This window comes from Pseudomonas sp. 9_2_1, from assembly GCF_059295275.1.
Window position 1 is genome coordinate 223,069 of sequence record NZ_CM181239.1, and the last position, 23,974, is coordinate 247,042.

The window sequence follows — 23,974 nt, forward strand, 5'->3', positions numbered from 1 at the left end:
CGTGTGATTAGCCGGCTTTTTTCATTTGCATCGGGAAGCCTTCGGCGCCGTAGTTGGCGTTGCAGTCGGCCGCGCCAGTGGCGTTGGGTTTGCAATCGACTTGGGGCAGGTCGTAGCTGCTGCCGTCAGCACAGGCAGCCTGGCCTGCACTGTTGATCGACAACTGGCCGCCCTGCATGGCCGCCGACACGGGCGCCTGGCAACGCACGCCGTCCGAGCGGCTGACCGTGGCCTGGCCCTTGCCATTCTGGAAGTCGTATTTCAGGCGCAGCGGCTTGCCGGTACCTGCCTCCTGAATACCGGCCCCGGCCCAGTTACCATTGAGGAAGTCCGCGTTGCCGTCGGCTGCATCCGGGGGAATGCTCAGCTGGTCTGGCAGTGCTGGTTGAGTGCTGGCTTTCCCTTGCTCTTCGGGGAGCTGCGGCGGGGCGGGTGGCGTGTGCCCAGGCGGCGAATCTTCGGGAGCGCCGGGTGGTGGCGTGTCGGCCGTCGGCTCCGCCGCTGGCTGTTGCTCAGCCGCTGGTTCCGGCGTGCCTTCTGGCGGGGCTTGAGCGGCAGCATCCTGGGCGGGTGTTTCGTTGCCACCTGGTGGCGTGCCATTGCCGGCTTCGGGCTGATCCGTCGGCAGGGCGGTAGCGCCACCTTCAGGCGTCAGCTCACCTGCCACAGGCACACCGGCCTGGCCGTTCGGCACGTCGACAAGGTTCGACGAACCGCTTGGCGCCCTGGAGAGGTCGCTGTTGCCGACAGCGGTATCGCGGCCAAGGTCCGGTATCCCAATGCCCGGTAGATTGACCCCGGGGATGCAACCGCGCAGCCCGAACAGCAGCAGGAGCAGTAGCGCCAACAACAGCAGGAACGGCAGCAGCCAGCGCCAGTTGCGCCACCACGGCAGGCGAGCGACAGCAGCGGCTGGTAGTGCCGCTGCTGCCGGTGCGACCGGTGCAACGGGCGGCGCCAGCGGCGCGGCGACAGGCTCGGGGATGGGGGCTGTGCGTGGATACAGGCAATGCAGGGGCTGCCGGCTGCGCTCGGCGCCGGCATGGATAAAGCCCCAGAAGGTCAGTACCGGCCGGCCGTCGACCAGGTAGACAAAATTCTCGTCAGGGAACGGCACCACACAGGTGAGCAGCTTGCCGAACACGGCATTGTCGCCCTCGGCAGCCTTTCTGGCCGTTGCCGAGGGTTGGCCATTGGCGTCCAGGCCGAGCAAGGTGTTGCTGAGTGCGTTGATCTTGCTCTGCAGCATTTCAAGCTGCACCCGTGCTGGCGCGCGCTCTTCCTCGGTGGCACTGCTCCAGGGGATCACATCGCCCGGGCGGTCGCTGTACCAGTCGATGGTGTTGCCCAGCTCGTCGCTCTGGGGAATGGCCAGGTGCTCGATCAGCTCCGGATGGTCCGGATACTTGCGGCGAATCGCTTCGCGAATCTGCAAAGCCGCGCGATAGACGGGCTGGCCGGTCTCGCCCAATGCGGTGAAGTGCTCACTTCTGCCGCTGCGTAGTAATACTCCGCGCATCCTTGTAGACCTACCTAGTCTATTAGCCGAATCCATTCGGTATCCCTTAATCAATACCGAAAAACCGAGCAACACTAATGGCAAAGTGCTTTTTTCGTCAATTCATATGGCTGCTTTTTGGCGTCAAAGCAAGAATTATCCGGTTACACTCCGCGATCCGATCACCGGCATCGGCACCTCATCATCGACGAATGGAGCACGAAGAGCATGAGCCTTTGGGATGACCTGAAGAAGAAGGCCTATGATGCCAACCCGGAGCTGGCCGCCAAGGCCGCCCAGGCGTTGGAGAAGGCCCGCGACCTGGCGGTGGAGGCAGGGCAGAAAGCCGCGCCCATCATCAAGGAAGCCAGTGACAAGGCCGCGGGCTACGCACAAGAGAAAACCCCGGTGCTCAAGGCCCAGGCCTTGAAGGCCATCGACGATGCGCGCCAGCGCCGTGCCAAGCTGCAGGAGCAGGCCAGGCAAGACAAAGCCGCGCGCGCAGAAATGATCCGCACCATGTACGACGTCACCCTCACGCCGGAAGACGTCAACTTCATCGAAGAGCCATTCAACCACTTCGAGCGGCAGCTGATGTTCTTCGTGCGCAATGGCGAAGTGCTCGAAAGCGAGAAGCGCAACCAGACGCACATGGATGCCTATCACTCGCACCAGGCAGGCGGCGGCACCCTCTGGAAGGGTACCGGGACCATCGCTGGCAGTTCATCCACCCTGCAGGTCAGCGCCCGCAACGTTCAGGAGCATGAGTTCTGGGTGCGCCTGGAAAACGGCACCGAGGCGTGCTTCCAGCTGAACAACAACGATGTCCGCATTCGCCCAGGGCAGCACGTGAGCATGGCGTTTCTGCGCAACGCCAACCAGGACATGGGCCAGATGGTAGCGCTGTACAACCACAATGCCGGGCAGAACTACGTGACCTTGTCGCCCAAGGGGATCAACCAGCAATTCCAGCTTTACCTGAAAGAGCCCGGTATCTTCAACGCCAACGAAGTCAACGGCACCCGCGACCGGCTGCTGCAGGCGCTGGGCAAGCGTATGGATCAGTTGGCCAGGTACATGGCCCTGCACGGCGACCGGCGCGGCGGTCAGGTGATAGACGTACAGCCGGAATAAACGAAAAAGCCCCGGGAGATCTCCCAGGGCTTTTTTGATATGGCGCACTCGGCGGGATTCGAACCCACGACCCCTGCCTTCGGAGGGCAGTACTCTATCCAGCTGAGCTACGAGTGCAACGCGCACGCATGATACCCATCTGTATCGGTGGCGTCCATCGCCTTGATCCGTAGCTGTTTTTACCCGTTGCAAGTCAAAGGGCGATCAGCTCCGGCCGCAGGCCTTCCACCCGACGCGCCGGCTGCGGAAGGTAGCCGCCGTCGCCGGTAATCTGGTGCAGCACTTTTTCGCGCAGGCCGTGCAGGGCAACGCCGGTGCGCAGGCGTGGGCGCGGCAGGTCGACTTCCACCACCGCCTTGATCCGCCCAGGGCGTGGCTCCAGCACCACCACCCGGTCGGCCAGGTAGGTGGCTTCTTCGGCGTCGTGGGTGACCAGCAGCGTGGTGATGCCAGCCCGTTCGCGAATGGCCAGCAGTTCATCCTGCAGTTGCTGGCGGGTCAGCGCATCCAGCGCGCCAAACGGCTCGTCGAGCAGCAGGATGCGCGGGCTGGCCACAAGGCCGCGGGCGATCGCCACGCGCTGGGCCATGCCGCCGGACAACTGGTGCGGGTAGGCCGACTCGAAGCCCGCCAGCCCCACCAGTTGCACGAACTCGTGCACCCGCCGGGCGCGCTCGCCCTGAGTGAGGGACTGGTTGGCCAGGCCCAGGGCAATGTTCTGCTCAACGCTCAGCCAGGGGAACAGGCGATGCTCCTGGAAGACGATGCCGCGTTCGCCACCAATGCCACTTACCGCACGGCCGTCGACGCGGATGCTGCCGCTGTAGTCGGTATCCAGCCCCACCAGCAGGCGCAGCAAGGTGGACTTGCCACAACCGGAAGCGCCGACGATGGCGATGAATTCGCCTTGGTTGATCGACAGGTTGAAGTTGCGGATCGCCTCGAGCGGTTGGCCGTCGACGCTGAACACTTTGCCAACCCCCTCGAAGCTGACCAGCGGCGGAGTGGTGTCGGGCTGATTGGCCGCGTGCAGATGCGAAGTATTGAAGGCGTTCATGCGGTTCTCCAGCGCGTGGCGCGCGATTCGAGGCGTTGTCCAAGGGTGCCGAGCAGGGCGCCGACCAGGCCGATCAGCAGCATGGCGGCCATTACCTGGTCCATGCGGAACAGTTGCTGGGCGCCGATCATCAGGCTGGCGATGCCACCGTCCGAGGGCATGAAGTATTCGGCGCCGATGGTGCCCAGCCAGGCGTAGATCAGCGACAGGCGCAGGCCGGCGAATATCGCCGGGGCCGCGCCGGGCAGCACCAGCAGGCGCAGGCGTTGCCACAAGTTCAGGCGCAAGGTGCTGGCGGCTTCGCCCAGTTGAGGCGAAAGGCTGGCGATACCGCGCTGGGTGGCAATCAGCAAGGGGAAGAACGCCGCCAGGCCGACGAACACATGCTTGGCGCCCTCGCCCAGGCCGAACCAGGCGGTGAGCAGCGGCACCCAGGCGAACAGTGCCACCTGGCGCAAGGCCGACAGGCTTGGCCCGAAGAAGCGTTCGGCAGGCTGCGACAGGCCGAGCAGCAAACCGGCCAGCAGCCCGGCGCCGCCGCCCAGCACCAGGCCGGTCAGGGTGCGCTGCAGGCTTAGCAGCAACGCCTCTGGCAATGAACCATCGGCCAGGCCGACCAGCAGGGTGTGCAACACATCAAGCGGCGAGGCCAGGATGTTCGAGTCGACCCAACCTGAACTGCTGCTGGCCTGCCACACCGCCAGCAGCGCCAGTGGCAGCAACAGGCTTTGCCAGCCGCGTGGCAGCGGCCCGCGCTGTTGTTCGCCGGTAGCTGCTTGTGGCCAGAACAACAGGCGCTTTTCAACGACAGAAAAACCGCGCTCGAGCACCGCCCCGACCAGCCCGATCACCAGGATGCACAGCAGCACCAGGTCAAGCATGAACAGCTGCCGCCCCCACACCATCAGGTAGCCGATGCCCTCGCTGGAGGCCAGCAGCTCGACCGCCAGCAGCGACGTCCAGCCAGTGGCCAGGGCCAGGCGCACGCCGGTAAGGAAAGCGGGCAGGGCGGCCGGCAGCAATAGCCGCAGCAGCACCAGGTGACGCGGCAGGCCCAGGGCAGCCGCCGCCTCACGCAGCTTGGGCTGGGCATCGCGCACGCCTACCAGCGTGTGCAAGGTGACCGGCACCACCACCGCCTTTACCAGTACCACTAGCTTGAGCAGCTCGCCGATGCCGAAGAACAGCATGAACAGCGGGATCCAGGCCAAGGTAGGAATCTGTGCCAGTGCCACGAAGGTTGGCAGCACCAGCGTCTGCGCCCGTCGCGAAGCGCCAAGCCAGACGCCCAGCAGCAACCCGCCGCCGATGCCGACCGCCAGCCCCCAGAACAACCTTTGCAGGCTTATCCACAGGTGCCCCCACAGCTCCCCGGAGCCAAATTCGACCGCGCTCTGCCATACCAGCGCTGGTGCCGGCAGGATCTGCTCGCTCATCCAGTGCTGACGGCTGGCCACCGCCCACAACAACGCAATCCCTATAGGCAAAACCCACGGCAGCAAACGCACACCGACCCTGTAGGAGCGGCCCTGCGTCGTAATAGGGCCGCGCAGCGTCCCCCGAAGCCACCGCCGATTCCTGCTGAGAACTCCATTCATGGGCCATCTCTCGAAGCGTTGTGAGTTTATTCGTTTATGGAATTAAAAAATCCGACAAGCGATATTCAAGAGATAAGAGCACGCCCCCTCTGCATACGGAAGCCTTCATCCGTTGCGTTTTCCTCATATTTTCCATGCGTATTCCGCAAGCTTCGTCCAGGCCCGCATAGCGCCTGATTTATGCCTTCCAGTTACTAAAAAATGAGCTTTTGATCTTTGTAGGTTCTAACCAGACTTGCCTAGCTTCTGGCCATAGCGCCGGCCATCGCCGGTGGCAGCCTGACCAGGAGCCTTGCCATGAAAACCCCGTTGCGCCACCTGATAACCGCCCTTGGCCTGGCCTTCACCCTTAGCGTCCAAGCGGCGGAGCCGAGCAAGCCAGAGAGCATTCGCATTGCCGTGCCCGACCTCAGTGCTGGCAGCAAGCCCAGCGCTGGCGGTGTGGTGGATGTGCTGCGTGACCAACAACTGCTTGAGAAGGCGTTCGCCAAGGACGGCATCCGCATCGACTGGCATTTCTTCAAAGGTGCCGGGCCGGTGGTCAACGAGGCATTGGCCAACGGCCAGGCCGACTTCGCCTACCTCGGCGACCTGGCCGCAATCGTCGGCAAGGCCAATGGCCTGGACACCCGGGTGCTGTCGGCGGGGGTGCGTGGGGTGAAGAGCTACCTGGGCGTGGTGCCCGGCTCCGGCATCAAGACCCTGCATGACCTGAAGGGCAAGCGCGTTGCGGTTTTCCGCGGCACGGCCAACCAGCTGTCGTTTGCCAGCGCCCTGGCCAGCCAGGGGCTGAGCGAGCGTGAGCTGAAGGTGATCAACCTCGACTTCAACGCCGCTAACGCAGCGCTGGCCGCCAGGCAAGTCGACGCGACCTGGGGCTTGTCCAGCCTGCTGTCGCTGCGTGAGCGCGGGCTGGTGGAGCTGCCGGTGAACTCGCGTGACCTGGAAGGCGCTGGCAGTACCCAGGCCGTGCTGCTGGGCACTGGCGACTTCATCCGCAAGTACCCCGATCTGGTGCAGCGCCTGGTCAACGCCCAGGAGCAGGCCAGCGCCTGGCTGCGCGATGAACACAACCGCGAGGCCTACCTCGACCTGGTGGCCAGCAATGCCAACTGGCCACGCAGCATCCTCAGCGATGACCTGGCCAGGGAAGACCTTGCCCACTACTTCGATCCACGCCTGGACGCCGCATTTGTCGGCCAGCTGCAGCAGGGTGTGGACCTGGCTGCCAAGGAACGCCTGATCCGCCGTGGCTTCCAGGTGGCGGACTGGATCGAACCGCGTTTCCTCGACGCCGCCCTGCAACACCAACAGGCCGTGCAGGCCGCCCGCTGACTCGAACAACCCGACAATGACCGCAAGGACCACCACCATGAGTAATGCCGCCCTGGCCACCGTGCCACAAACCCTCGCCCTGGACATTCACCCGGTTGCCGGCCGTATCGGCGCCGAGATCCGCGGGGTGCAGTTGTCTGCAGACCTTGATGCCGCCACCCTCGATGCCATCCAGGCCGCGCTGGTGACGCACAAGGTGATTTTCTTCCGTGGCCAGACCCACCTGGATGACCACAGCCAGGAAGCCTTCGCCAAGCTGCTCGGCGAGCCCGTCGCCCACCCCACCGTGCCGGTGGTGGATGGCACCAGCTACCTGCTGCAGCTCGATGGCGCCGAAGGCCAGCGGGCCAACTCCTGGCACACCGACGTGACCTTCGTCGATGCCTACCCCAAGGCCTCCATCCTGCGCAGCGTGGTAGCGCCGGCCGCTGGTGGCGACACCGTCTGGGCCAACACTGCGGCAGCTTATCAGGAGCTGCCCGAGCCGCTGCGCGAGCTGGCCGACAAGCTGTGGGCGGTGCACAGCAACGAGTACGACTACGCCAGCCTCAAGCCTGACGTGGACCCGACCAAGCTGGAGCGTTACCGCAAGGTGTTCACCTCCACCGTGTATGAGACCGAGCACCCGGTGGTACGTGTGCACCCGATCAGTGGCGAACGGGCGCTGCAGCTGGGGCATTTCGTGAAGCGCATCAAAGGCTATTCGCTGGCCGATTCGCAGCACTTGTTTGCGGTGTTGCAGGGGCATGTGACGCGGCTGGAAAACACCGTGCGCTGGCGTTGGCAGGCGGGGGATGTGGCGATCTGGGATAACCGTGCAACGCAGCATTATGCGGTGGACGATTACGGCACCCAGCCGCGGGTGGTGCGCCGGGTGACATTGGCGGGTGAGGTGCCGGTGGGGGTGGATGGGCAGTTGAGCCGAACGATCCGCAAAGGCTGAAGAGCCGGGGCCGCGCTGCGGCCCATCGCCGGCAAGCCAGCTCCCACACCGACCGCGCCGGCTTCGAGCCATGTGCAGTCCCTGTGGGAGCTGGCTTGCCAGCGATTGGAAGGGGAGCCCTGCCCACAGGTACTGCACATGGCTCGAAGCCGGTGCGGTCGGTGTGGGAGCTGGCTTGCCGGCGATTGGAAGGGGAGCCCTGCCCACAGGTACTGCACATGGCTTGAAGCCGGTGCGGTCGGTGTGGGAGCTGGCTTGCCGGCGATTCGGGGGTGAAGCCCCCGCCTGCTACACCTCGGTATCGCAGGCAATCAGTTGCCTGACCAGCCCATGAGCCAACGGCGACAGGCCATATCCCACCCGGCTTACTACCCCATAGCGGGTATAGAAGGATTCTTCCTGCTCTGGCACCAGGTCCGCCAGCTCCAGCGCCACCAGCCCTCCGTCCCGCTGATACGGCCGCAAGTTGGCATTGCAGGCAATGCCGATAGTGTCCGAATGCATCACCACATTCAGCAGCGCATACCCATGCTCGCACTCCACCGACGGCAGAAAGTCTTGCCGCCCGCTCAGGTCGCTGAGGATCTTGCGGATGTTCGGTGGGCGCAAGGTGGTGGCCAGCGGGTAGTCGAACACATCCCGTGCGCGCACTTCGGCCTGCTCGGTCAGCGGGTGGCCGGCACGGCAGCAGAAATGCCAGCGCTGCGGCGTCAGCTTGTGCACCTGGTAGTCCGGGTCGGACTCGAACTGGCGCGTGTCAGCGACGAAGAACTCGATCTCCTCGGCAACCAGCTTGCGGTTCAGTGCCTGCCAGTTATCGACCTGAAAACAGGTACGTGCCGCTGGGTATTGCGCCACGAAGCGGGCCACCGCCCGTGGTACCAGGCCACCGGCTGGCGCCGGCCCGCAACCGAAACGCACCAGCCCGTTGGTAGCGCCGTTGAACTGGTGGATCTCGTTGACCAGGTTATGCGCCCCATGCACCAGGCGCCGCGAATGCTCGAGCACCAGCAAGCCCTGGCGGGTGGGCGCCAGCTCCTTGCTGGCGCGGTCCACCAGGCGGCAGCCGATGTTGTGCTCCAAGGTCTGGATGCTGCGGCTGAAGGCCGATTGGGACAGGTTAACCGCGGCCGCCGCGGCAACGAAGCTGCGGTGTTCGACCAAGGCAATGTAGTGACGCAACTGACGCAGATCGATATGCATTTTCTACATTGAAACCTTCGGTCAAATGCAATTGCTGACAAGGATGAGTCCCCTTATAAAGGGACTTACTTATTCCACAAAATATGAATTACACATATTTATATCTCTTAAAAGAATATAAGCCCAACTGAATGCGATTCGGTTCCGCCAACGGAAATGCTCGCCAGGGCCCATGCCTCAAGGAGCATTTGCATGTCCGGACTTACCCGTTGGCCTGCGCGCGCGTCGCGTTTCACCTTGCAACCCTTGGCCGCTGGCGTGCTGCTGGCAGCATCCTCGGGCAGCTACGCCGTAGAGCCGGTCAGCGCTGCACCTGCCGTAGAGCAGGAAGCCAGGCTTGGCACCGTCACAGTCAATGCCCGCCGCCGTGAAGAAACCGCGCAAAGCGTGCCCACGCCGATCAGTGTGCTGGACAGCGAAACCCTTGAAACCCAGCGCATCTACCGTGTGCAGGACCTACAGCAACTGGTGCCCAGTACCAACGTCGCCTACGTGCATGCCCGTCAGTCGAGCATCTCGATCCGTGGCCTGGGCAACAACCCCGCCAGCGACGGCCTGGAAGGCAGCGTCGGCATCTATCTGGACAACGTCTACCTCGGCCGCCCCGGCATGGCGGTATTCGACCTGCTGGACGTGGAGCAGCTGGAAGTGCTGCGCGGTCCACAGGGCACATTGTTCGGCAAGAACACCACTGCCGGCGTGCTGAACATCACCACGCGCAAGCCCACCTTCCACCGCGAGGGCAGCATCCAGCAGTCGATTGGCGAAGACGGTTACCTGCAGACCCAGGGCAGCTTTTCGGGGCCCATCAGCGACACGTTGGCCGGGCGCATCAGCGCCTACCGCAGCGAAGACGACGGCTATGTGAAGAACATCCACAACGGTGACGACCTGAACGGTGGCAAGCGCCAGGGTTTTCGTACCCAGCTGCTGTTCAAACCCAGCGAAACCTTCAACCTGCGCTGGATCGGTGAATACAACGAAGAAGACTCCAACAACGGCATCCTCAGCCTGTACAGCACTGGCCCCACCATCAATGGCGTGAACCGCTACGAGAGCCTGGCCGCCCAGGCGGGCGCGACGCTGGTGTCGGGCAAGGAGCGCAAGGTCAATTTCGACGCCGACCAACAGGTAACGGTGTTTCAGGGCGGTACCTCGGTGGAGGCCAACTGGACCCTGCCAAATGATTTCACCCTGACTTCGATCACTGCCTACCGCTGGTGGGACTTTACCCCGCGCAACGACGACGGCCTGAACGTACCGGTGTTCTACAGCGCCGGAGTCTCGGTACGCGACAAACAGTACTCACAAGAAATCCGCCTGGCTTCGCCCACTGGTAGCGTCTTCGACTACGTGCTGGGTGCGTACTACTTCAAGCAGGACCTGGACAACAAGTCCTTTACTTATTACGGGCCGCAGGCGGATATCTGGAATGTGACCCCGGCCGGCGCCCTGGCCAATGTCGATACCATCGGCAATGGCCACATCGATACCGACAGCTACGCGCTGTTCGCCCAGGGTACCTGGCACATCACCGACCGCCTGGATTTCACCGCTGGCATTCGCGGTACCTATGAAGAAAAAAGCGCCTGGGTGACACGCGATTCGCCGGTCGGTGGTACGGCAGTGACCGGCGCCGCTGCCACGGCACGTCAGGCCAGGGTCGGGGCCTACGACTCGGGTGACCTCAACCAGTACAGCTTCAGCCCCTCGGGCCTGCTGGGCCTGAGCTACCGCTTCAACGAACAGTTGCTGGGCTATGCCACGCTTACCCACGGCGAAAAATCTGGCGGCATCAACCTTACTGTCGGCGCCGCGCCACGTTTGGGCACCGACTCGCTGCTGGTCGGCACCGAGCGGGTCAACAACGCCGAAGTGGGCTTGAAGAGCGCGCTGTTCGACAACCGCCTGCAGCTCAACACCAACCTGTTCTGGGCCGAGGTACATGGCTACCAGGCCAACGTCTACGACCAGATCAACCGCGTGCAGTATCTGGCCAACGCCGGCAGCGTTCGCTCGCGAGGCCTGGAGTTCGAAGCCACGGCGCTGCCGGTACGCGGCCTGACGGTCAACGTCAATGGCTCGTGGAACGACGTGCGCTACACCGAATACAAGGACGCGCCATGCCCGGCCGAGGTGAGCCTGGCCAATGCCACCGCCACCTGCGACTTGTCCGGTCATCAGGTGGTCGGTGCCTCCAAGTACATCGCCAACCTCAACACCCAGTACAAGTGGCGGGCGACCGACCACGTCGAGCCCTACGTCACCGCCAGCTACGCCTTCCGCTCGAAAGCGGTCGGCACCATCGACGATTCCGATTTCGGCCAGATCCCCAGTTACGCGTTGGTCAACCTCTCCGCCGGTGTGCGCCTGGACCAGGGCGACGGCGTGGTCGACCTGTCGCTGTGGGTGAAAAACGCCGGCGATAAAACCTACTTCACCAGCCTGTGGAACTCGGCCAACGGTGGTTATGCCGGCGTGCTCGGCACCCCGCGCACCGTTGGTGCCACTGCCCGTTACGACTTCTGAGCACAAGGAACTATGCCATGAATGCCAAGACCGAAACCCCTGCATTGCCTGAAGGCGCCTGCCTGACCGCCAGGGTCCCCGAGCGTGACCAGGCACTGCTCGGCGATGTTGTGGTCAACCCTTACCGGCTGGCGCCGCTGACGGCCATCATTCGCGACGGTGGGCGTGCGCTGAGTGCTGCACACGTGCGTGTACTGGGGCGTGGCGAGCGCGGCGTGGACATTGTCTACGAGGTGTCTGACCGCTCGTTGTGGACCTACGGTGGCATCCCGGTATTCGGCTTGTATCCGGATCATGTCAACCAGGTGGAAGTGACCTACAAGCTCGACGGCGAGCGCATTCGCGAGCAGTACCAGATCTACGCACCGGCCGTGCGCTTGCCGGTGGTGGCCAGGCAGACCGCCGCATTGCCGCACGTGGAGCCGGTCAAGGTAACGCCAGGCTTCGAAAACCGCCTGTACCTGTTCAACCACCTGCAGGGTGACATCCCCGGCGGGCGGGCCTTCAAGTGGAACGGCCTGGGCGGCGCGGCGGAATGGGACCAGGTAGGTAACAACTGGATTGCCGACAGCAATGGGGATGTGCGCTGGTACCTGGATATCGAGCAGATCCACGACTCCAACCGCCGCGACGGCCTGGGCGGCACCATGGGCTTCCAGCAGACCCGCGACGGCAAGCTGATCTGGGGCCAGGGCCAGACGTATTCCAAGTACGACCTGCTGGGCCGGCGTATCTGGCAGCGCAGTCTGCCCGACAAGTTCGCCGACTTTTCCCATGAAATCCGCGAGACCGCCAACGGCACCTATCTGCTACGGGTGGGCACCAGCGACTATCGCCGGCCCGACGGCAAGCGTGTGCGTTCGATTCGCGACCACATCATCGAGGTCAACGAGGCGGGGGATGTGTTGGACTTCTGGGACCTGAACCAGATTCTCGACCCTTACCGCGGTGATCTGCTGGAGACCCTGGGCAAGGCGGCGATCCAGTTGCCGGACGGGGTGCAGAAGCAGGCCGAACGGCTGGCCAACGAACTTGCCGAGGGCGACCAGCCCTTTGGCGACACCCCGGGGGTGGGCACCGGGCGTAACTGGGCACATGTCAATGCCATCGATTACGACGCAGATGACGACAGCATCATCGTTTCAGCACGTCACCAGGGCGTGGTGAAGATTGGTCGCGACAAGCAGGTAAAGTGGATCCTGGCCTCGCCAAAGGGCTGGCCTGAGCGTCTGCGCCAAAAGGTCCTTACGCCGGTGGCAAGCGAGGGCTTTGACTGGTCGTGGACCCAGCACACCGCCTGGCTGACGGGCAAGGGCACGTTGACCGTGTTTGACAATGGCTGGGGCCGTGACTTCACCCCGACCAAGCTGACCGGTAATTACAGCCGTGCGGTCGAGTACCGCATCGATGAGGACAAGGGCACGGTCGAGCAGCTGTGGGAGTACGGCAAGGAGCGCGGCGACGAGTGGTACAGCCCGGTGACCTCGGTGGTGGCGTACAGGCCCGAGACCGACACCCAGTTCATCTACTCGGCTTCGGTGAATTTCCTGACCCCCGAGAAGCTGACCACTACCGTGCTCAACGAAGTGCGGCGCGGGACCCAGGAGGTGCTGGTGGAGCTGAAGGTGCACAGCCGGCAGCCAGGCTCTGTTGGTTACCGTGCACTGGTGATCGATCTGGCCAAGGCGTTCTGAGCCATCCCCTCCGGGAGGGCCGTCGGTCCTCCTTTCACATTTCTTTCAGTTCATTCGTCTAACCTGTACCGGCCCAATCGCCGGCAAGCCAGCTCCCACAGGGACCCCACTAATTCCAGCACCTGTGCAGTCCCTGTGGGAGCTGGCTTGCCGGCGATTGGGCCGGCTGCCACAACACAAAAATGTGAAATTTCCGCCCGGCTGTTCAACCATTTGTTCTTTTTTTCGAACAGCCTATTGTCCAACACCCCAGCAGCCGCTTAGCATTCGTTTGAGATTTCAAACGCTCGATGCCCTGCCTTGGGCGCTTTTCAACAATCAACAATTCGGGAAGCCGACATGCAGCTCAAAGACGCTCAGTTGTTCCGCCAGCAAGCCTATATCAATGGTGAGTGGCTGGATGCGGACAATGGCCAGACCATCAAGGTGACCAACCCGGCCACCGGCGAAGTCATCGGCACCGTGCCGAAGATGGGCACTGCGGAAACCCGCCGCGCCATCGAAGCCGCCGACAAGGCCCTGCCGGCCTGGCGTGCCCTGACCGCCAAGGAGCGTTCGACCAAGCTGCGTCGCTGGTTCGAACTGATGATCGAGAACCAGGACGACCTGGCTCGCCTGATGACCACCGAGCAAGGCAAGCCGCTGGCTGAAGCCAAGGGCGAAATCGCCTACGCCGCCTCGTTCATCGAGTGGTTCGCCGAAGAAGCCAAGCGCGTCTACGGCGACACCATCCCGGGTCACCAGCCAGACAAGCGCCTGATCGTCATCAAGCAGCCAATCGGCGTTACCGCGGCCATCACCCCGTGGAACTTCCCGGCCGCCATGATCACCCGTAAAGCCGGCCCGGCCCTGGCCGCTGGCTGCACCATGGTGCTCAAGCCTGCCTCGCAGACCCCGTACTCCGCCCTGGCCCTGGTTGAACTGGCCCACCGTGCCGGCATCCCGGCTGGCGTGCTGAGCGTGGTTACCGGCAGCGCCGGCGAAGTTGGTGGCGAGCTGACCGGCAACTCCCTGGTGCGCAAGCTGTCCTTCACCGGCTCGACCGAAATCGGTCGCCAGCTGATGCAGGAATGCGCCAAGGACATCAAGAAGGTTTCCCTGGAGCTGGGTGGCAACGCCCCGTTCATCGTGTTCGACGACGCCGACCTGGACAAGGCGGTCGAGGGCGCGATCATCTCCAAGTACCGTAACAACGGCCAGACCTGCGTCTGCGCCAACCGTATCTACGTGCAGGACGGCGTTTACGACGCGTTCGCCCAGAAGCTGGCCGCTGCCGTTGCCAAGCTGAAGATCGGTAACGGCCTGGAAGACGGCACCACCACTGGCCCGCTGATCGACGGCAAGGCTGTCGCCAAGGTTCAGGAACACATCGAAGATGCCGTTTCCAAAGGCGCCAAGGTGCTGTCCGGTGGCAAGCTGATCGAAGGCAACTTCTTCGAGCCGACCATCCTGGTCGACGTACCGAAGACCGCTGCCGTCGCCAAGGAAGAGACCTTCGGCCCACTGGCGCCACTGTTCCGCTTCCAGGACGAAGCCGAAGTCATCGCCATGTCCAACGACACCGAGTTCGGCCTGGCTTCGTACTTCTACGCCCGTGACATGAGCCGTGTGTTCCGTGTTGCCGAAGCCCTGGAATACGGCATGGTGGGTATCAACACCGGCCTGATTTCCAACGAAGTTGCACCGTTCGGTGGCATCAAGGCTTCGGGCCTGGGTCGCGAAGGTTCCAAGTACGGTATCGAGGACTACCTCGAAATCAAATACCTGTGCATCAGCGTTTGATAGCACGGTAAAGGCTTTACCTCTGCCAGCGGGGCGCGAGAGCGACGTCTCGCTGGCCTTTTTTACATGTGGTACCTGGTGGCCAGGGCGTTTGCGGCAGTCGATCAACGAATACTGTTCGCCAGCACACCCAGCCACCCCCGAATAAAAGCGCCATTCCTGTCGGCGCAATGAGGGCATTATGAGCAAGACCAACGAATCCTTGATGCAACGTCGTGTAGCCGCCGTCCCACGTGGCGTCGGCCAGATCCACCCGATCTTCGTCGACACCGCGAAGAACTCGACCGTGATCGACGTTGAAGGCCGCGAACTGATCGACTTCGCCGGCGGCATCGCAGTACTGAACACCGGCCACCTGCACCCGAAAGTGGTCGCGGCCGTTCAAGAGCAGCTGACCAAGGTCAGCCACACCTGCTTCCAGGTGCTGGCCTACGAACCCTACGTAGAGCTGTGCGAAAAGATCAACAAGCTGGTACCAGGCGACTTCGACAAGAAGACCCTGCTGGTCACCACCGGCTCCGAAGCCGTTGAAAACGCCGTGAAGATCGCCCGTGCCGCCACTGGCCGCGCTGGTGTAATCGCCTTCACCGGCGCGTACCACGGCCGCACCATGATGACCCTGGGCCTGACCGGCAAGGTCGTGCCGTACTCCGCTGGCATGGGCCTGATGCCAGGCGGCGTGTTCCGCGCGCTGTTCCCGAACGAGCTGCACGGTGTGAGCGTTGACGAAGCCATCGCTTCGGTCGAGCGTATCTTCAAGAACGACGCCGAGCCTAAAGACATCGCCGCAATCATCCTCGAGCCAGTACAAGGCGAAGGCGGCTTCCTGCCAGCGCCGAAAGAGCTGATGAAGCGCCTGCGCGCCCTGTGCGACCAGCACGGCATTCTGCTGATCGCCGACGAAGTACAGACTGGCGCTGGCCGTACCGGCACCTTCTTCGCCATGGAGCAGATGGGCGTCGCGCCTGACCTGACCACCTTCGCCAAATCCATCGCTGGCGGCTTCCCGCTGGCCGGTGTCTGCGGCAAGGCCGAGTACATGGACGCCATCGCTCCGGGCGGCCTGGGCGGTACCTACGCCGGTTCGCCGATCGCTTGCGCTGCGGCCCTGGCCGTGATCGAAGTGTTCGAAGAAGAGAAACTGCTGGACCGCAGCAAGGCGGTAGGTGAGCGCCTGACCACCGGCCTGCGCGAAATCCAGAAGAAGCACCCGATCATCGGCGACGTCCGTGGCATGGGTTCGATGATTGCCGTCGAAGTGTTCGAGAAAGGCACTCACACCCCTGATGCTGCTGCTGTTGGCCAGGTTGTGGCCAAGGCACGTGACAAGGGTCTGATCCTGCTGTCCTGCGGCACCTACGGCAACGTCCTGCGTATCCTGGTCCCGCTGACCGCCGAAGACGCACTGCTGGACAAAGGCCTGGCCATCATCGAAGAGTGCTTCGCTGAACTCGCCTGATGTGACACGCTTCTGAAAAAACCCGCCTCGGCGGGTTTTTTTTATGCCCAGAAAAGCCTAGGGGCGCTATGGTTGTCGGAGGACTGGCTTAGGAAGCTGCGAAGGATTGTGTGTCAGGGCTATTCAGGAGTAGTTGGCGATGAACGCTGCAGACCCCACCCCGCCCATCGTGCTGATTGTCGAGGGCGACCCCTGGGTACGTGACATGCTACGGGAGATGCTGCTCAGCGTGCGTTGCGACGCCCGCCTGCAGGTATGCGCCGACGGCTCGCAGGCGCTGACCGCCTTGTCCAGCAAACCTGACCTGATCATTGCTGCTCGCGAGCTGGCTGGCGTCGATGGCCTCGATCTGCTGCGCAAGGTGCGCGCAAAAGGGCCGGGGTTGCCGTTCATCCTCATGAGCAACCGCAGCGACAGCGCCAGCGTGCGCGAAGCACTGCCCCTGCACCCGACCGCCTACCTGAGCAAGCCGCTGAACCTGGACACCCTGCGCAAGCGCCTGGAAGAGCTGCTGGTGGCCGTTGGCGAGGAGATCCTCTGCCCGGTGCCAGCCTTGCAGGAAGGTGCCAGCCTGCCGGCCTACCTTGAGCAGCGCCGAGCTACCGCTGATGGCGGGCCGCTGCTGGCCGACGTGCAGGTGGCGATCAAGCGCGCCCTCAACCCTCAGGGGTTGAACCTGAAGGTGCTCGAAGAGGAAGTGCGCAGCGACCCTCAGGTGACTGCCGTGTTGATTGCAGCAGCAAACAGCGCAGCATTGCACCGCGACGCACCTGTGCAGACGTTGCTGCAGGCGCTGAACAAGCTGGGCACCACCCAGAGCATGAACCTGATCCTGGGCATGACCCTCAAGCGCAGCGCACGCCTCAGCGACCCGCTGCTGGCGCAGCATGCGGCGCATTACTGGAACCTTTCCCTGCACACGGCCGAATATGGCCGCACCTTGGCGCGCCTGCTCGAGCTGGACGAAGGGCGTTGTTATTGCGCGGGCTTGCTGCATTGCCTGGGCGACCTGGCGGTGCTGCGCTGCCTGCAGGAATGGCAGCTGGCCGGCGGCGAGCTGGACCAGGACAAGGTCCAGCTGTCACTTAATGAATTCGGTGCTGCATTCGGCTCGGCGCTGCGTACCCGCTGGCGTTTGCCGCTGGCACTGCGCGAGTTGATCGCGGCGATCTACCAGCTGGGCGGGGGTGTGTATTCGCGGGAAATCCTGGCCATGAACCTGGCTGGGCAGTTGTCCCGGTTACCGGCTGAGCAGGGGTTGGAGAAGGTGGCCGGCGGCAAGACGGCGCGTTTGCTCAAGTTGGGTTTGCCGGAGCTGAGCCGGTTGCGCAAGGTGGAAAGTCCTGAAACCAAGCCGCAGGAAGAGCCGCCGATGGCTGAGGCCGAAGTGTCGGGCTGATGTTGGGGCCGCTTTGCGGCCCATCGCCGGCAAGCCAGCTCCCACCTCGACCGTATTGACCTTACGCCCTCGGCAGTACATGTGGGAGCTGGCTTGCCGGCGATGGGGGGCAAAGCACCCCCAGGTTCTCAGCCGCGGACGATCTGGTTCTTGCCCTGCCGCTTGGCCTGGTACATCGCCGCATCGGCCCGGGCATACAAGCTGTCCAGTGTCACGTCTTCATCGGTCAGCCCGGTCAGCCCCTGGCTCACTGTTACCCCGTAGGTCTGCTCCCCATGGCTGAAACTCAAACGCTGAATCTGCCGCTGCAGGCGCTCTGCAATCTGTTCGGCTACCTCGGCACTGCAACCCGGGAAAACCGCCGCAAATTCTTCGCCACCAATACGCCCGAACAGGTCGCCACGGCGTAGCACGGCCTTGCCGCTGTCGGCGATCTGCTGCAACACCTGGTCGCCTTCCTGGTGGCCATAGCTGTCGTTGATGCGCTTGAAGTCGTCGATGTCCAGTAGCAGGAAGGCCAGCGGGGTACCGTCTTCACGGGCGCTGTCGAAGGCCTGCTGGGCGCATTCGAAGAAGTGCCGACGGTTGCTGCTCTGGGTCAGCACGTCGGTGGTGGCCAGGCGCTGCAGTTCGCCCTCAAGCTGCTTTTTCTCGGTGATATCTTCGGCGATGCCGACAATGATCACCCGGTCGCCATCGTGCTGCTGGTTGATGTAGCACTTGTCGCTCAGCCAGCGCACCTGGCCGTCAGCGTTGATGATGCGGTATTCGCGGTCTTCCACCGCGCCCTTGAGCAGCACCTGGGCCAGGCTGCGCTCGGCGAACTCCAGGTCGTCGGGGTAGATGCTGTCGCGCCACTCGTTGAAGTCGGCCATTACCAGGCTGGTCGGGCGGCCGAAGATGCGTTCGTAGGCGGGGCTCACGTACAACACCTGGCGGGTTTCCCAGTCGAAGGCCCAGAGCACCGCGTTGACGCTATCGAGCAGCGAGCTGAACAGCTGCTCGCGTTCGCTCAGGCGGGCAACCTCGCCTTGGGCATGCAGCAGCGCAAGCAGCGTCTGGGCGGCTTCGGGAGGCGGTGTCCCGGGTAGCGTCGTTGGAATGTTCTTGGCCATGTGCACAAAGCAGGTCTCGACAGGAAAGCGTGCGGCCAGCATCCGGCCCGCCACGCGGGCGATGTGCCGTTTTGAGTCGAGACGAAGGGGTGAAGTTCCGGTCGGCACGCCCCGCCAGCTGGGCGTACCGATCAACGGCGGTCAGGCGCTGGTAGGGCGCAACGAGTAGGTCTTGAGTTGTGCCGCGAAGTCGCGCAGGGCATGGATACCGCTGGTTTCGGCTTCGTGTACCCAGTCCTTCATGGCCGCCAGCATGTCGTGGCCGTTGGCGCTGGTGCGCGCCCAGATCTGCTGCAGGGCCAGGCGTTTTTCGTAGATGGTCTTCAGCGCCTGGCTGTGGGCCAACAACGACTCGATGCGCACATGATGGCGGTCTTCCAGCAGGCTGGTCTCACGCGACAGCAGGCGCTTGGCCCGGCGGAAGTGGTGACTCACCGAGGCATCGACCCGTGCCAGCTCCTGCTTGACCAGCGGGCCGATCACCAGCTTGCGGTACTGGGCCATGATCTGGAAACGGTTGTTGAGGATGGCCATGGCGGTGTCCATGTCCAGGCTGGCCTTGCCGGCAACCCGGTGGGCAATGGGTGCCACGCGCTGCACCTTGGCCAGGCGCAGCAGGCAGAACAGGCGGATCCACGCCCAGCCCATATCGAACTCCCAGCGCTTGACCGACAGCTTGGCCGAGTTGGGGTAGGTGTGGTGGTTGTTGTGCAGCTCTTCGCCACCAATGACGATGCCCCACGGCACCAGGTTGGTGGCGGCGTCGCGGCATTCGAAGTTGCGGTAGCCGACGGCGTGGCCCAGGCCGTTGACAACGCCGGCGGCCCAGAACGGTATCCACATCATCTGCACCGCCCAGATAGTGATGCCGATGGTGCCGAACAGCAGCAGGTCGATCACCGCCATCAGCACGATGCCGCCCAGCTTGTAACGCGAGTAGAGGTTGCGCTCGATCCAGTCATCCGGGCAGTTCTTGCCGTAGATGCGCAGGGTTTCGGGGTTGCGCGCCTCTTCACGGTACAGCTCGGCGCCTTTGCGCAGCACTGTGCCCAGGCCCTTGTACACCGGGCTGTGCGGGTCGTCGGGCGTCTCGCATTTGGCGTGGTGCTTGCGGTGGACGGCGGTCCACTCGCGGGTGTTCTGCGCCGTGGTCAGCCACAGCCAGAAGCGGAAGAAGTGCTTGAGCGCGCCGTTGAGCTCCAGCGCCCGGTGCGCGGAGTAGCGGTGCAGGTAGACCGTGACGCAGACAATGGTCACATGGGTCATCAACAAGGTGATGCCGACCAGTTGCCATGCCGACAAGTCGAGCAGGCCGTTGTACCACATAGGTGTAAAAACCCTCGGAGTGCAGGAGGAGGGGCTGATTATCCCTTGGTGGGGAAATAAAACCAGTCACCCCTTCAGATAGGAAGTCACGACATGTTTCAGCCTTTATAATGCCCCATCCTTGGTCATGGCCTACCCCACCCGACATGTCTGTTTCCGTTCGCGACGCCTTGCGCATGGCTGCGCTGTATGTGGTGCTCTCGATCCTCTGGCTGGCCCTGGCCGAGGTGATGCTGCACAGCATGACTGATGACCCCCTGGCCTTGACCGTGGGGCGACAGATCAATGTGGTGGTCTGGGTGCTGCTCAGTGCCGTACTGATTTACGTGTCACGTGTGCGCCTGCTCAATTTCATTGGTGCGGGCGCACGCTTGCGTTGCGAAGACCGTGAACGGCTGCGCATGGCTGCCGCGGTGTTCGACAGCACGCTGGAAGGCGTGCTGGTGACCGACCGCCAAGGCCTGATTGTGCACGTCAACCGAGCCTTCATGCGTATCACCGGCTATCAGCAGGACGAAGTCATCGGCCAGCGGCCGAGCAAGTTCAAGTCCGGCCGCCACGGCCTGGCATTTTACCAGCAGATCTTCGCCACCCTGGCTGAAAAGGGCGAGTGGAGCGGCGAAATCTGGAACCGGCGCAAAAGCGGCGAAATCTACCCGCAGTGGCAAACCATCTGTGCCATCCGCGATGACGAGGGTGAGGTCAGCCATTACGTGGCGGTGTTCAGCGACATCAGCGCGATCAAGCATTCGGAGCAGGAACTGGCCTACCTGGCCCATCACGACCCGTTGACCGGGCTGCCCAACCGCCTACTGTTCACTGACCGGCTGGAGCAGGCGCTGGCGGCGGCGCAGGCCAACAAGCGCGGCTGTGCCCTGTTGTTGCTCGACCTCGACCACTTCCAGAGCATCAACGACGGCCTGGGCCACACCATCGGCGACCAGCTGCTGAAGCTGGTGGGCGAGCGCCTGGTGCAAGTGCTGGGTACGGGCGTGACCCTGGCCCGCCTGGGCGGTGACGAATTCGGCGTACTGGCCGAAAACTGCCAGCAGGTTGGCCAGGCGGGCAAGCTGGCGCAGTGCATCATCGAACGCATGCGCGAGCCGTTTCTGTTCGACGGTCATCGCCTGTTTATCAGTGTCAGTGCCGGTATCGGCCTGTTCCCCAGCGACGCGTTGAGTGCCGGGCAACTGCTGCGTAACGCCGACTCGGCGTTGTACAAGGCCAAGATCAACGGGCGCGCGTGTTATGCGCTGTACACCGAGGAGCTGACCGCCCACGCCCAGCACCGGGTCGAGACGGCCGGCGAGCTGCGTCGGGCATTGGAGCAGGACGAGCTGCGGGTGTTCTTCCAGCCTGTGCATGACCTGGCGACGGGCAGCAAGGTCGGGGTCGAGGCGCTGGTGCGCTGGCAGCACCCTCAGCGCGGCCTGGTGCCACCGGGGGAGTTCATCCCGATTGCCGAGCGCACCGGGCTGATAGCCGAGATTGACACCTGGGTGCTGCGCCAGGCGTGCTGGCAGATGGTGCAATGGCAGGCCGAGGGCCGGCAGTTGGCATTTGTGGCAGTGAATATCTCCAGCCGCCTGTTTGGCCAGCACGATTTGTACCGGCAGGTGGCCGAGGTGTTGCACGACACCGGTCTGGCCCCTGCTTTGCTGGAGCTGGAGGTGACCGAGAGCGCGGTGATGGATGACCCGGAAGTGGCGCTTGAGCAGCTGCATCGGTTGCGTGAGCTGGGGGTGACCTTGGCCATTGATGATTTTGGTACGGGCTATTCGTCGTTGCTGCGGCTCAAGCGCTTGCCGGTGCAAAAGCTGAAGATCGACCAGGGCTTTGTTGCCGGGTTGCCGCTGGATGAGGATGACATCGCGATCGTGCGGGTCATCATCGCCCTGGCCCGCAGCATGGGCATGCAGGTGCATGCCGAAGGGATCGAGCAGGCGGAGCAGGCCGGTTTCCTGCTGCAGGAGCAGTGTCAGCTGGGCCAAGGGTACTGGTTCGGGCGGCCGGTACCGGCTGCGGATCTGCGCTGGGATTGAAATTGCCGGGGCCGCTTTGCGGCCCTTTCGCGACACAAGGCCGCTCCTACAGGGATACGCGGTCGCCTGTAGGAGCGGCCTTGTGTCGCGAAAGGGCTGCAAAGCAGCCCCTGCATTCAACGCTTGTTCAAGCCTTTCGCCAAGCGGTCCCCGCCCAGCTGGATCAGTGCCACCAGCGCCACCAGCATGGCAATCACGGTCAGCATGATCTGACTGTCGAAGCGCTGGTAGCCATATCGATAAGCAATGTCGCCCAAGCCGCCGGCTCCGATGGCTCCGGCCATGGCCGAGGAGTTGATCAGGGTCACCAGGGTAATGGTGAAGCCGCCAACAATTCCCGGCAGCGCCTCGGGCAACAGCACGTGCCAGACGATGTGCCAGCGCCGGCAGCCCATGGCCTGTGCGGCTTCCACCAAACCATGGTCGACTTCGCGCAGGCTGACCTCGGCAATGCGCGCGAAGAACGGCGTTGCCGCGATGGTCAACGGCACCACCGCCGCCCACACGCCATAAGTGGTACCCACCACCAGCCGGGTAAAGGGGATCAGCGCGACCATCAGGATCAGGAACGGTATCGAGCGGAACAGGTTGACGAACGCGCCCAGCACCCGGTTCAGCAGTGGCGCCTCGAAGATGCCAGCTTTGTCGCTGGTGACCAGCAACACCGCCATCGGCACCCCCACCAGCAGCGCGACAAGCGATGACACACCAACCATCAGCAGGGTATCGAGCAAACCTTCGAGCAGGCGATCAAACCACATGGCCCAGTACCTCCACGTCCTCGGCCCAGCGGCGGGCGCGCTCCAGTAATTGATACGTGTCATGCGGCGAGTGCTGTACCGACAGAATCAGCTGCCCCAAGGCATGCTCGCCAATGGTTTCCACACCACCCTGCAACAGGCGCACACGGCCACCCAGCTCGTTGAACAGGGCAGACAGCTCGGGCTCGCCGAGCAGGGTCAGCTTCAGCACCACGGCACTGCCGCCGCTCGCCGGGCTGGCCCGCAAACTGGCTTGCAGCGCCGCAGGCAAACGGGGCTGCAAGGGTGCCAGGAGGGTGCGGGTGACCTCGTGACGCGGGGCGCCGAACACCCGCCAGACTTCACCTTGCTCCACTACTTGGCCACGTTCGAGCACCACCACCCGGTGGCAGATATCGCGGATCACCGCCATTTCGTGGGTGATCAGCACGATGGTCAGGCCCAGGCGCTGGTTGATGTCGCGCAGCAGCTCAAGGATCGAGGCGGTGGTTTCCGGGTCCAGCGCCGAGGTGGCTTCGTCGCACAGCAGGATTTCGGGGTCGTGCACCAGCGCCCGGGCGATGCCCACGCGCTGTTTCTGCCCGCCGGAAAGCTGCGCCGGGTACATGTGGTGCTTTTCCTGCAGGCCGACCAGTTGCAGCAGGCCGGCCACCTTGCGCTGGCGCTCGGCCTTGGCCACGCCGGCCACCTTCAAGGGCAGCTCGACGTTCTGCCACACGGTCTTGGCCGACATCAGGTTGAAGTGCTGGAAGATCATGCCGATGCGCCGGCGCAGCGCCACCAGGTGGTCCTCGTCGAAGGGTGCGATGTCCACCTGGTCGATCAGCACCCGACCCTGGCTGGGTTGCTCCAGGCGATTGATGGTGCGCAGCAACGACGACTTGCCGGCGCCGCTGCGGCCGATGATGCCGAAGATCTCGCCATGGCGGATGTTCAGGTCGATGCCTTGCAAGGCCGGTTGCGCTTGGCCTGGGTAGGTTTTGCCCAGGCCGATGAAGCGCACATGGGCCTGATTGACCTCCGGGCGCAGGGCCTGCTCCCTGGCCGTTGGCGGCAGTGGTTGTACGGTGGGCGCCCTGAGCGCGCTGGCCTGGCTCAT

17 protein-coding genes and 1 tRNA gene are annotated in these 23,974 nt (G+C 63.5%); 9 read left to right on the plus strand and 9 right to left on the minus strand.

Annotated features, from left to right (window positions below):
• Positions 1-7 precede the first annotated feature (7 nt).
• On the minus strand, positions 8-1,519 hold the full coding sequence (locus AC5O5I_RS00895; protein WP_494511923.1) for an SrfA family protein: 1,512 nt from the start codon (positions 1,517-1,519) through the stop codon (positions 8-10).
• A 207-nt stretch (positions 1,520-1,726) separates the two neighbouring features.
• Between AC5O5I_RS00895 and AC5O5I_RS00900 the strand changes: the two genes are divergently transcribed.
• The gene (locus AC5O5I_RS00900) at positions 1,727-2,632 is read left to right on the plus strand and encodes an ATP synthase subunit B family protein (protein ID WP_172225935.1); all 906 of its coding nucleotides are present in this window, start codon (positions 1,727-1,729) and stop codon (positions 2,630-2,632) included.
• Positions 2,633-2,672: 40 nt separating this feature from the next.
• Here AC5O5I_RS00900 and AC5O5I_RS00905 read toward each other — a convergent pair.
• The 3 genes from AC5O5I_RS00905 to AC5O5I_RS00915 form a co-directional block, all read right to left on the minus strand.
• Positions 2,673-2,749 (minus strand) — tRNA-Arg (locus AC5O5I_RS00905).
• 76 nt (positions 2,750-2,825) lie between these two features.
• Positions 2,826-3,689 carry an ABC transporter ATP-binding protein gene (locus AC5O5I_RS00910; RefSeq protein WP_494511924.1) on the minus strand — a complete coding sequence of 288 codons (864 nt, stop codon included), beginning with the start codon at positions 3,687-3,689 and terminating at the stop codon, positions 2,826-2,828.
• Positions 3,686-5,287 carry an ABC transporter permease gene (locus AC5O5I_RS00915; protein ID WP_494511925.1) on the minus strand — a complete coding sequence of 534 codons (1,602 nt, stop codon included), beginning with the start codon at positions 5,285-5,287 and terminating at the stop codon, positions 3,686-3,688. Before AC5O5I_RS00915 ends, AC5O5I_RS00910 begins: the two co-directional genes overlap by 4 nt.
• A gap of 297 nt (positions 5,288-5,584) precedes the next feature.
• Between AC5O5I_RS00915 and AC5O5I_RS00920 the strand changes: the two genes are divergently transcribed.
• Together AC5O5I_RS00920 and AC5O5I_RS00925 are read left to right on the plus strand one after the other, a co-directional pair.
• Positions 5,585-6,622 carry an ABC transporter substrate-binding protein gene (locus AC5O5I_RS00920; RefSeq protein ID WP_494511926.1) on the plus strand — a complete coding sequence of 346 codons (1,038 nt, stop codon included), beginning with the start codon at positions 5,585-5,587 and terminating at the stop codon, positions 6,620-6,622.
• A 37-nt stretch (positions 6,623-6,659) separates the two neighbouring features.
• Positions 6,660-7,565, plus strand: a complete 906-nt coding sequence (locus AC5O5I_RS00925; RefSeq protein ID WP_172225944.1) for a TauD/TfdA dioxygenase family protein — start codon at positions 6,660-6,662, stop codon at positions 7,563-7,565.
• A 288-nt stretch (positions 7,566-7,853) separates the two neighbouring features.
• On the opposite strand, the gene AC5O5I_RS00930 is transcribed toward AC5O5I_RS00925, so the two are convergent.
• The gene (locus tag AC5O5I_RS00930; RefSeq protein WP_494511927.1) at positions 7,854-8,768 is read right to left on the minus strand and encodes a LysR family transcriptional regulator; all 915 of its coding nucleotides are present in this window, start codon (positions 8,766-8,768) and stop codon (positions 7,854-7,856) included.
• A 192-nt stretch (positions 8,769-8,960) separates the two neighbouring features.
• On the opposite strand from AC5O5I_RS00930, the gene AC5O5I_RS00935 reads away from it, so the two are divergent.
• From AC5O5I_RS00935 to AC5O5I_RS00955, 5 genes are all read left to right on the plus strand, one after another.
• Entirely contained in the window at positions 8,961-11,297 is a 2,337-nt protein-coding gene (locus tag AC5O5I_RS00935) for a TonB-dependent receptor (RefSeq protein WP_494511928.1), read from the plus strand.
• 17 nt (positions 11,298-11,314) lie between these two features.
• Positions 11,315-12,991 carry an aryl-sulfate sulfotransferase gene (locus tag AC5O5I_RS00940; protein WP_494511929.1) on the plus strand — a complete coding sequence of 559 codons (1,677 nt, stop codon included), beginning with the start codon at positions 11,315-11,317 and terminating at the stop codon, positions 12,989-12,991.
• A 339-nt stretch (positions 12,992-13,330) separates the two neighbouring features.
• Positions 13,331-14,773: an NADP-dependent succinate-semialdehyde dehydrogenase gene (gene gabD / locus AC5O5I_RS00945; RefSeq protein WP_172225001.1), complete on the plus strand. Its 1,443-nt coding sequence runs from the start codon at positions 13,331-13,333 to the stop codon at positions 14,771-14,773.
• A 181-nt stretch (positions 14,774-14,954) separates the two neighbouring features.
• Positions 14,955-16,232, plus strand: coding sequence for a 4-aminobutyrate--2-oxoglutarate transaminase (gabT, locus tag AC5O5I_RS00950; protein ID WP_172225005.1), 1,278 nt, complete (start codon positions 14,955-14,957; stop codon positions 16,230-16,232).
• Between the two features lie 139 nt (positions 16,233-16,371).
• Complete coding sequence (locus AC5O5I_RS00955) at positions 16,372-17,631, plus strand: HDOD domain-containing protein (protein ID WP_494511930.1); 1,260 nt, start codon at positions 16,372-16,374, stop codon at positions 17,629-17,631.
• A gap of 128 nt (positions 17,632-17,759) precedes the next feature.
• On the opposite strand, the gene AC5O5I_RS00960 is transcribed toward AC5O5I_RS00955, so the two are convergent.
• Positions 17,760-18,788 (minus strand): GGDEF domain-containing protein, encoded by a 1,029-nt coding sequence (locus AC5O5I_RS00960; protein ID WP_494511931.1) that lies wholly within the window; start codon positions 18,786-18,788, stop codon positions 17,760-17,762.
• A gap of 99 nt (positions 18,789-18,887) precedes the next feature.
• Positions 18,888-20,072, minus strand: a complete 1,185-nt coding sequence (desA, locus tag AC5O5I_RS00965) for a delta-9 fatty acid desaturase DesA (RefSeq protein ID WP_172225014.1) — start codon at positions 20,070-20,072, stop codon at positions 18,888-18,890.
• Between the two features lie 146 nt (positions 20,073-20,218).
• Between desA and dibA the strand changes: the two genes are divergently transcribed.
• Positions 20,219-22,114 carry a phosphodiesterase DibA gene (dibA, locus tag AC5O5I_RS00970; protein WP_494511932.1) on the plus strand — a complete coding sequence of 632 codons (1,896 nt, stop codon included), beginning with the start codon at positions 20,219-20,221 and terminating at the stop codon, positions 22,112-22,114.
• Positions 22,115-22,230: 116 nt separating this feature from the next.
• On the opposite strand, the gene AC5O5I_RS00975 is transcribed toward dibA, so the two are convergent.
• Entirely contained in the window at positions 22,231-22,875 is a 645-nt protein-coding gene (locus AC5O5I_RS00975; protein WP_494511933.1) for a methionine ABC transporter permease, read from the minus strand.
• Entirely contained in the window at positions 22,865-23,974 is a 1,110-nt protein-coding gene (locus tag AC5O5I_RS00980) for a methionine ABC transporter ATP-binding protein (protein WP_494511934.1), read from the minus strand. The genes AC5O5I_RS00975 and AC5O5I_RS00980 overlap by 11 nt, the downstream gene beginning before the upstream one ends.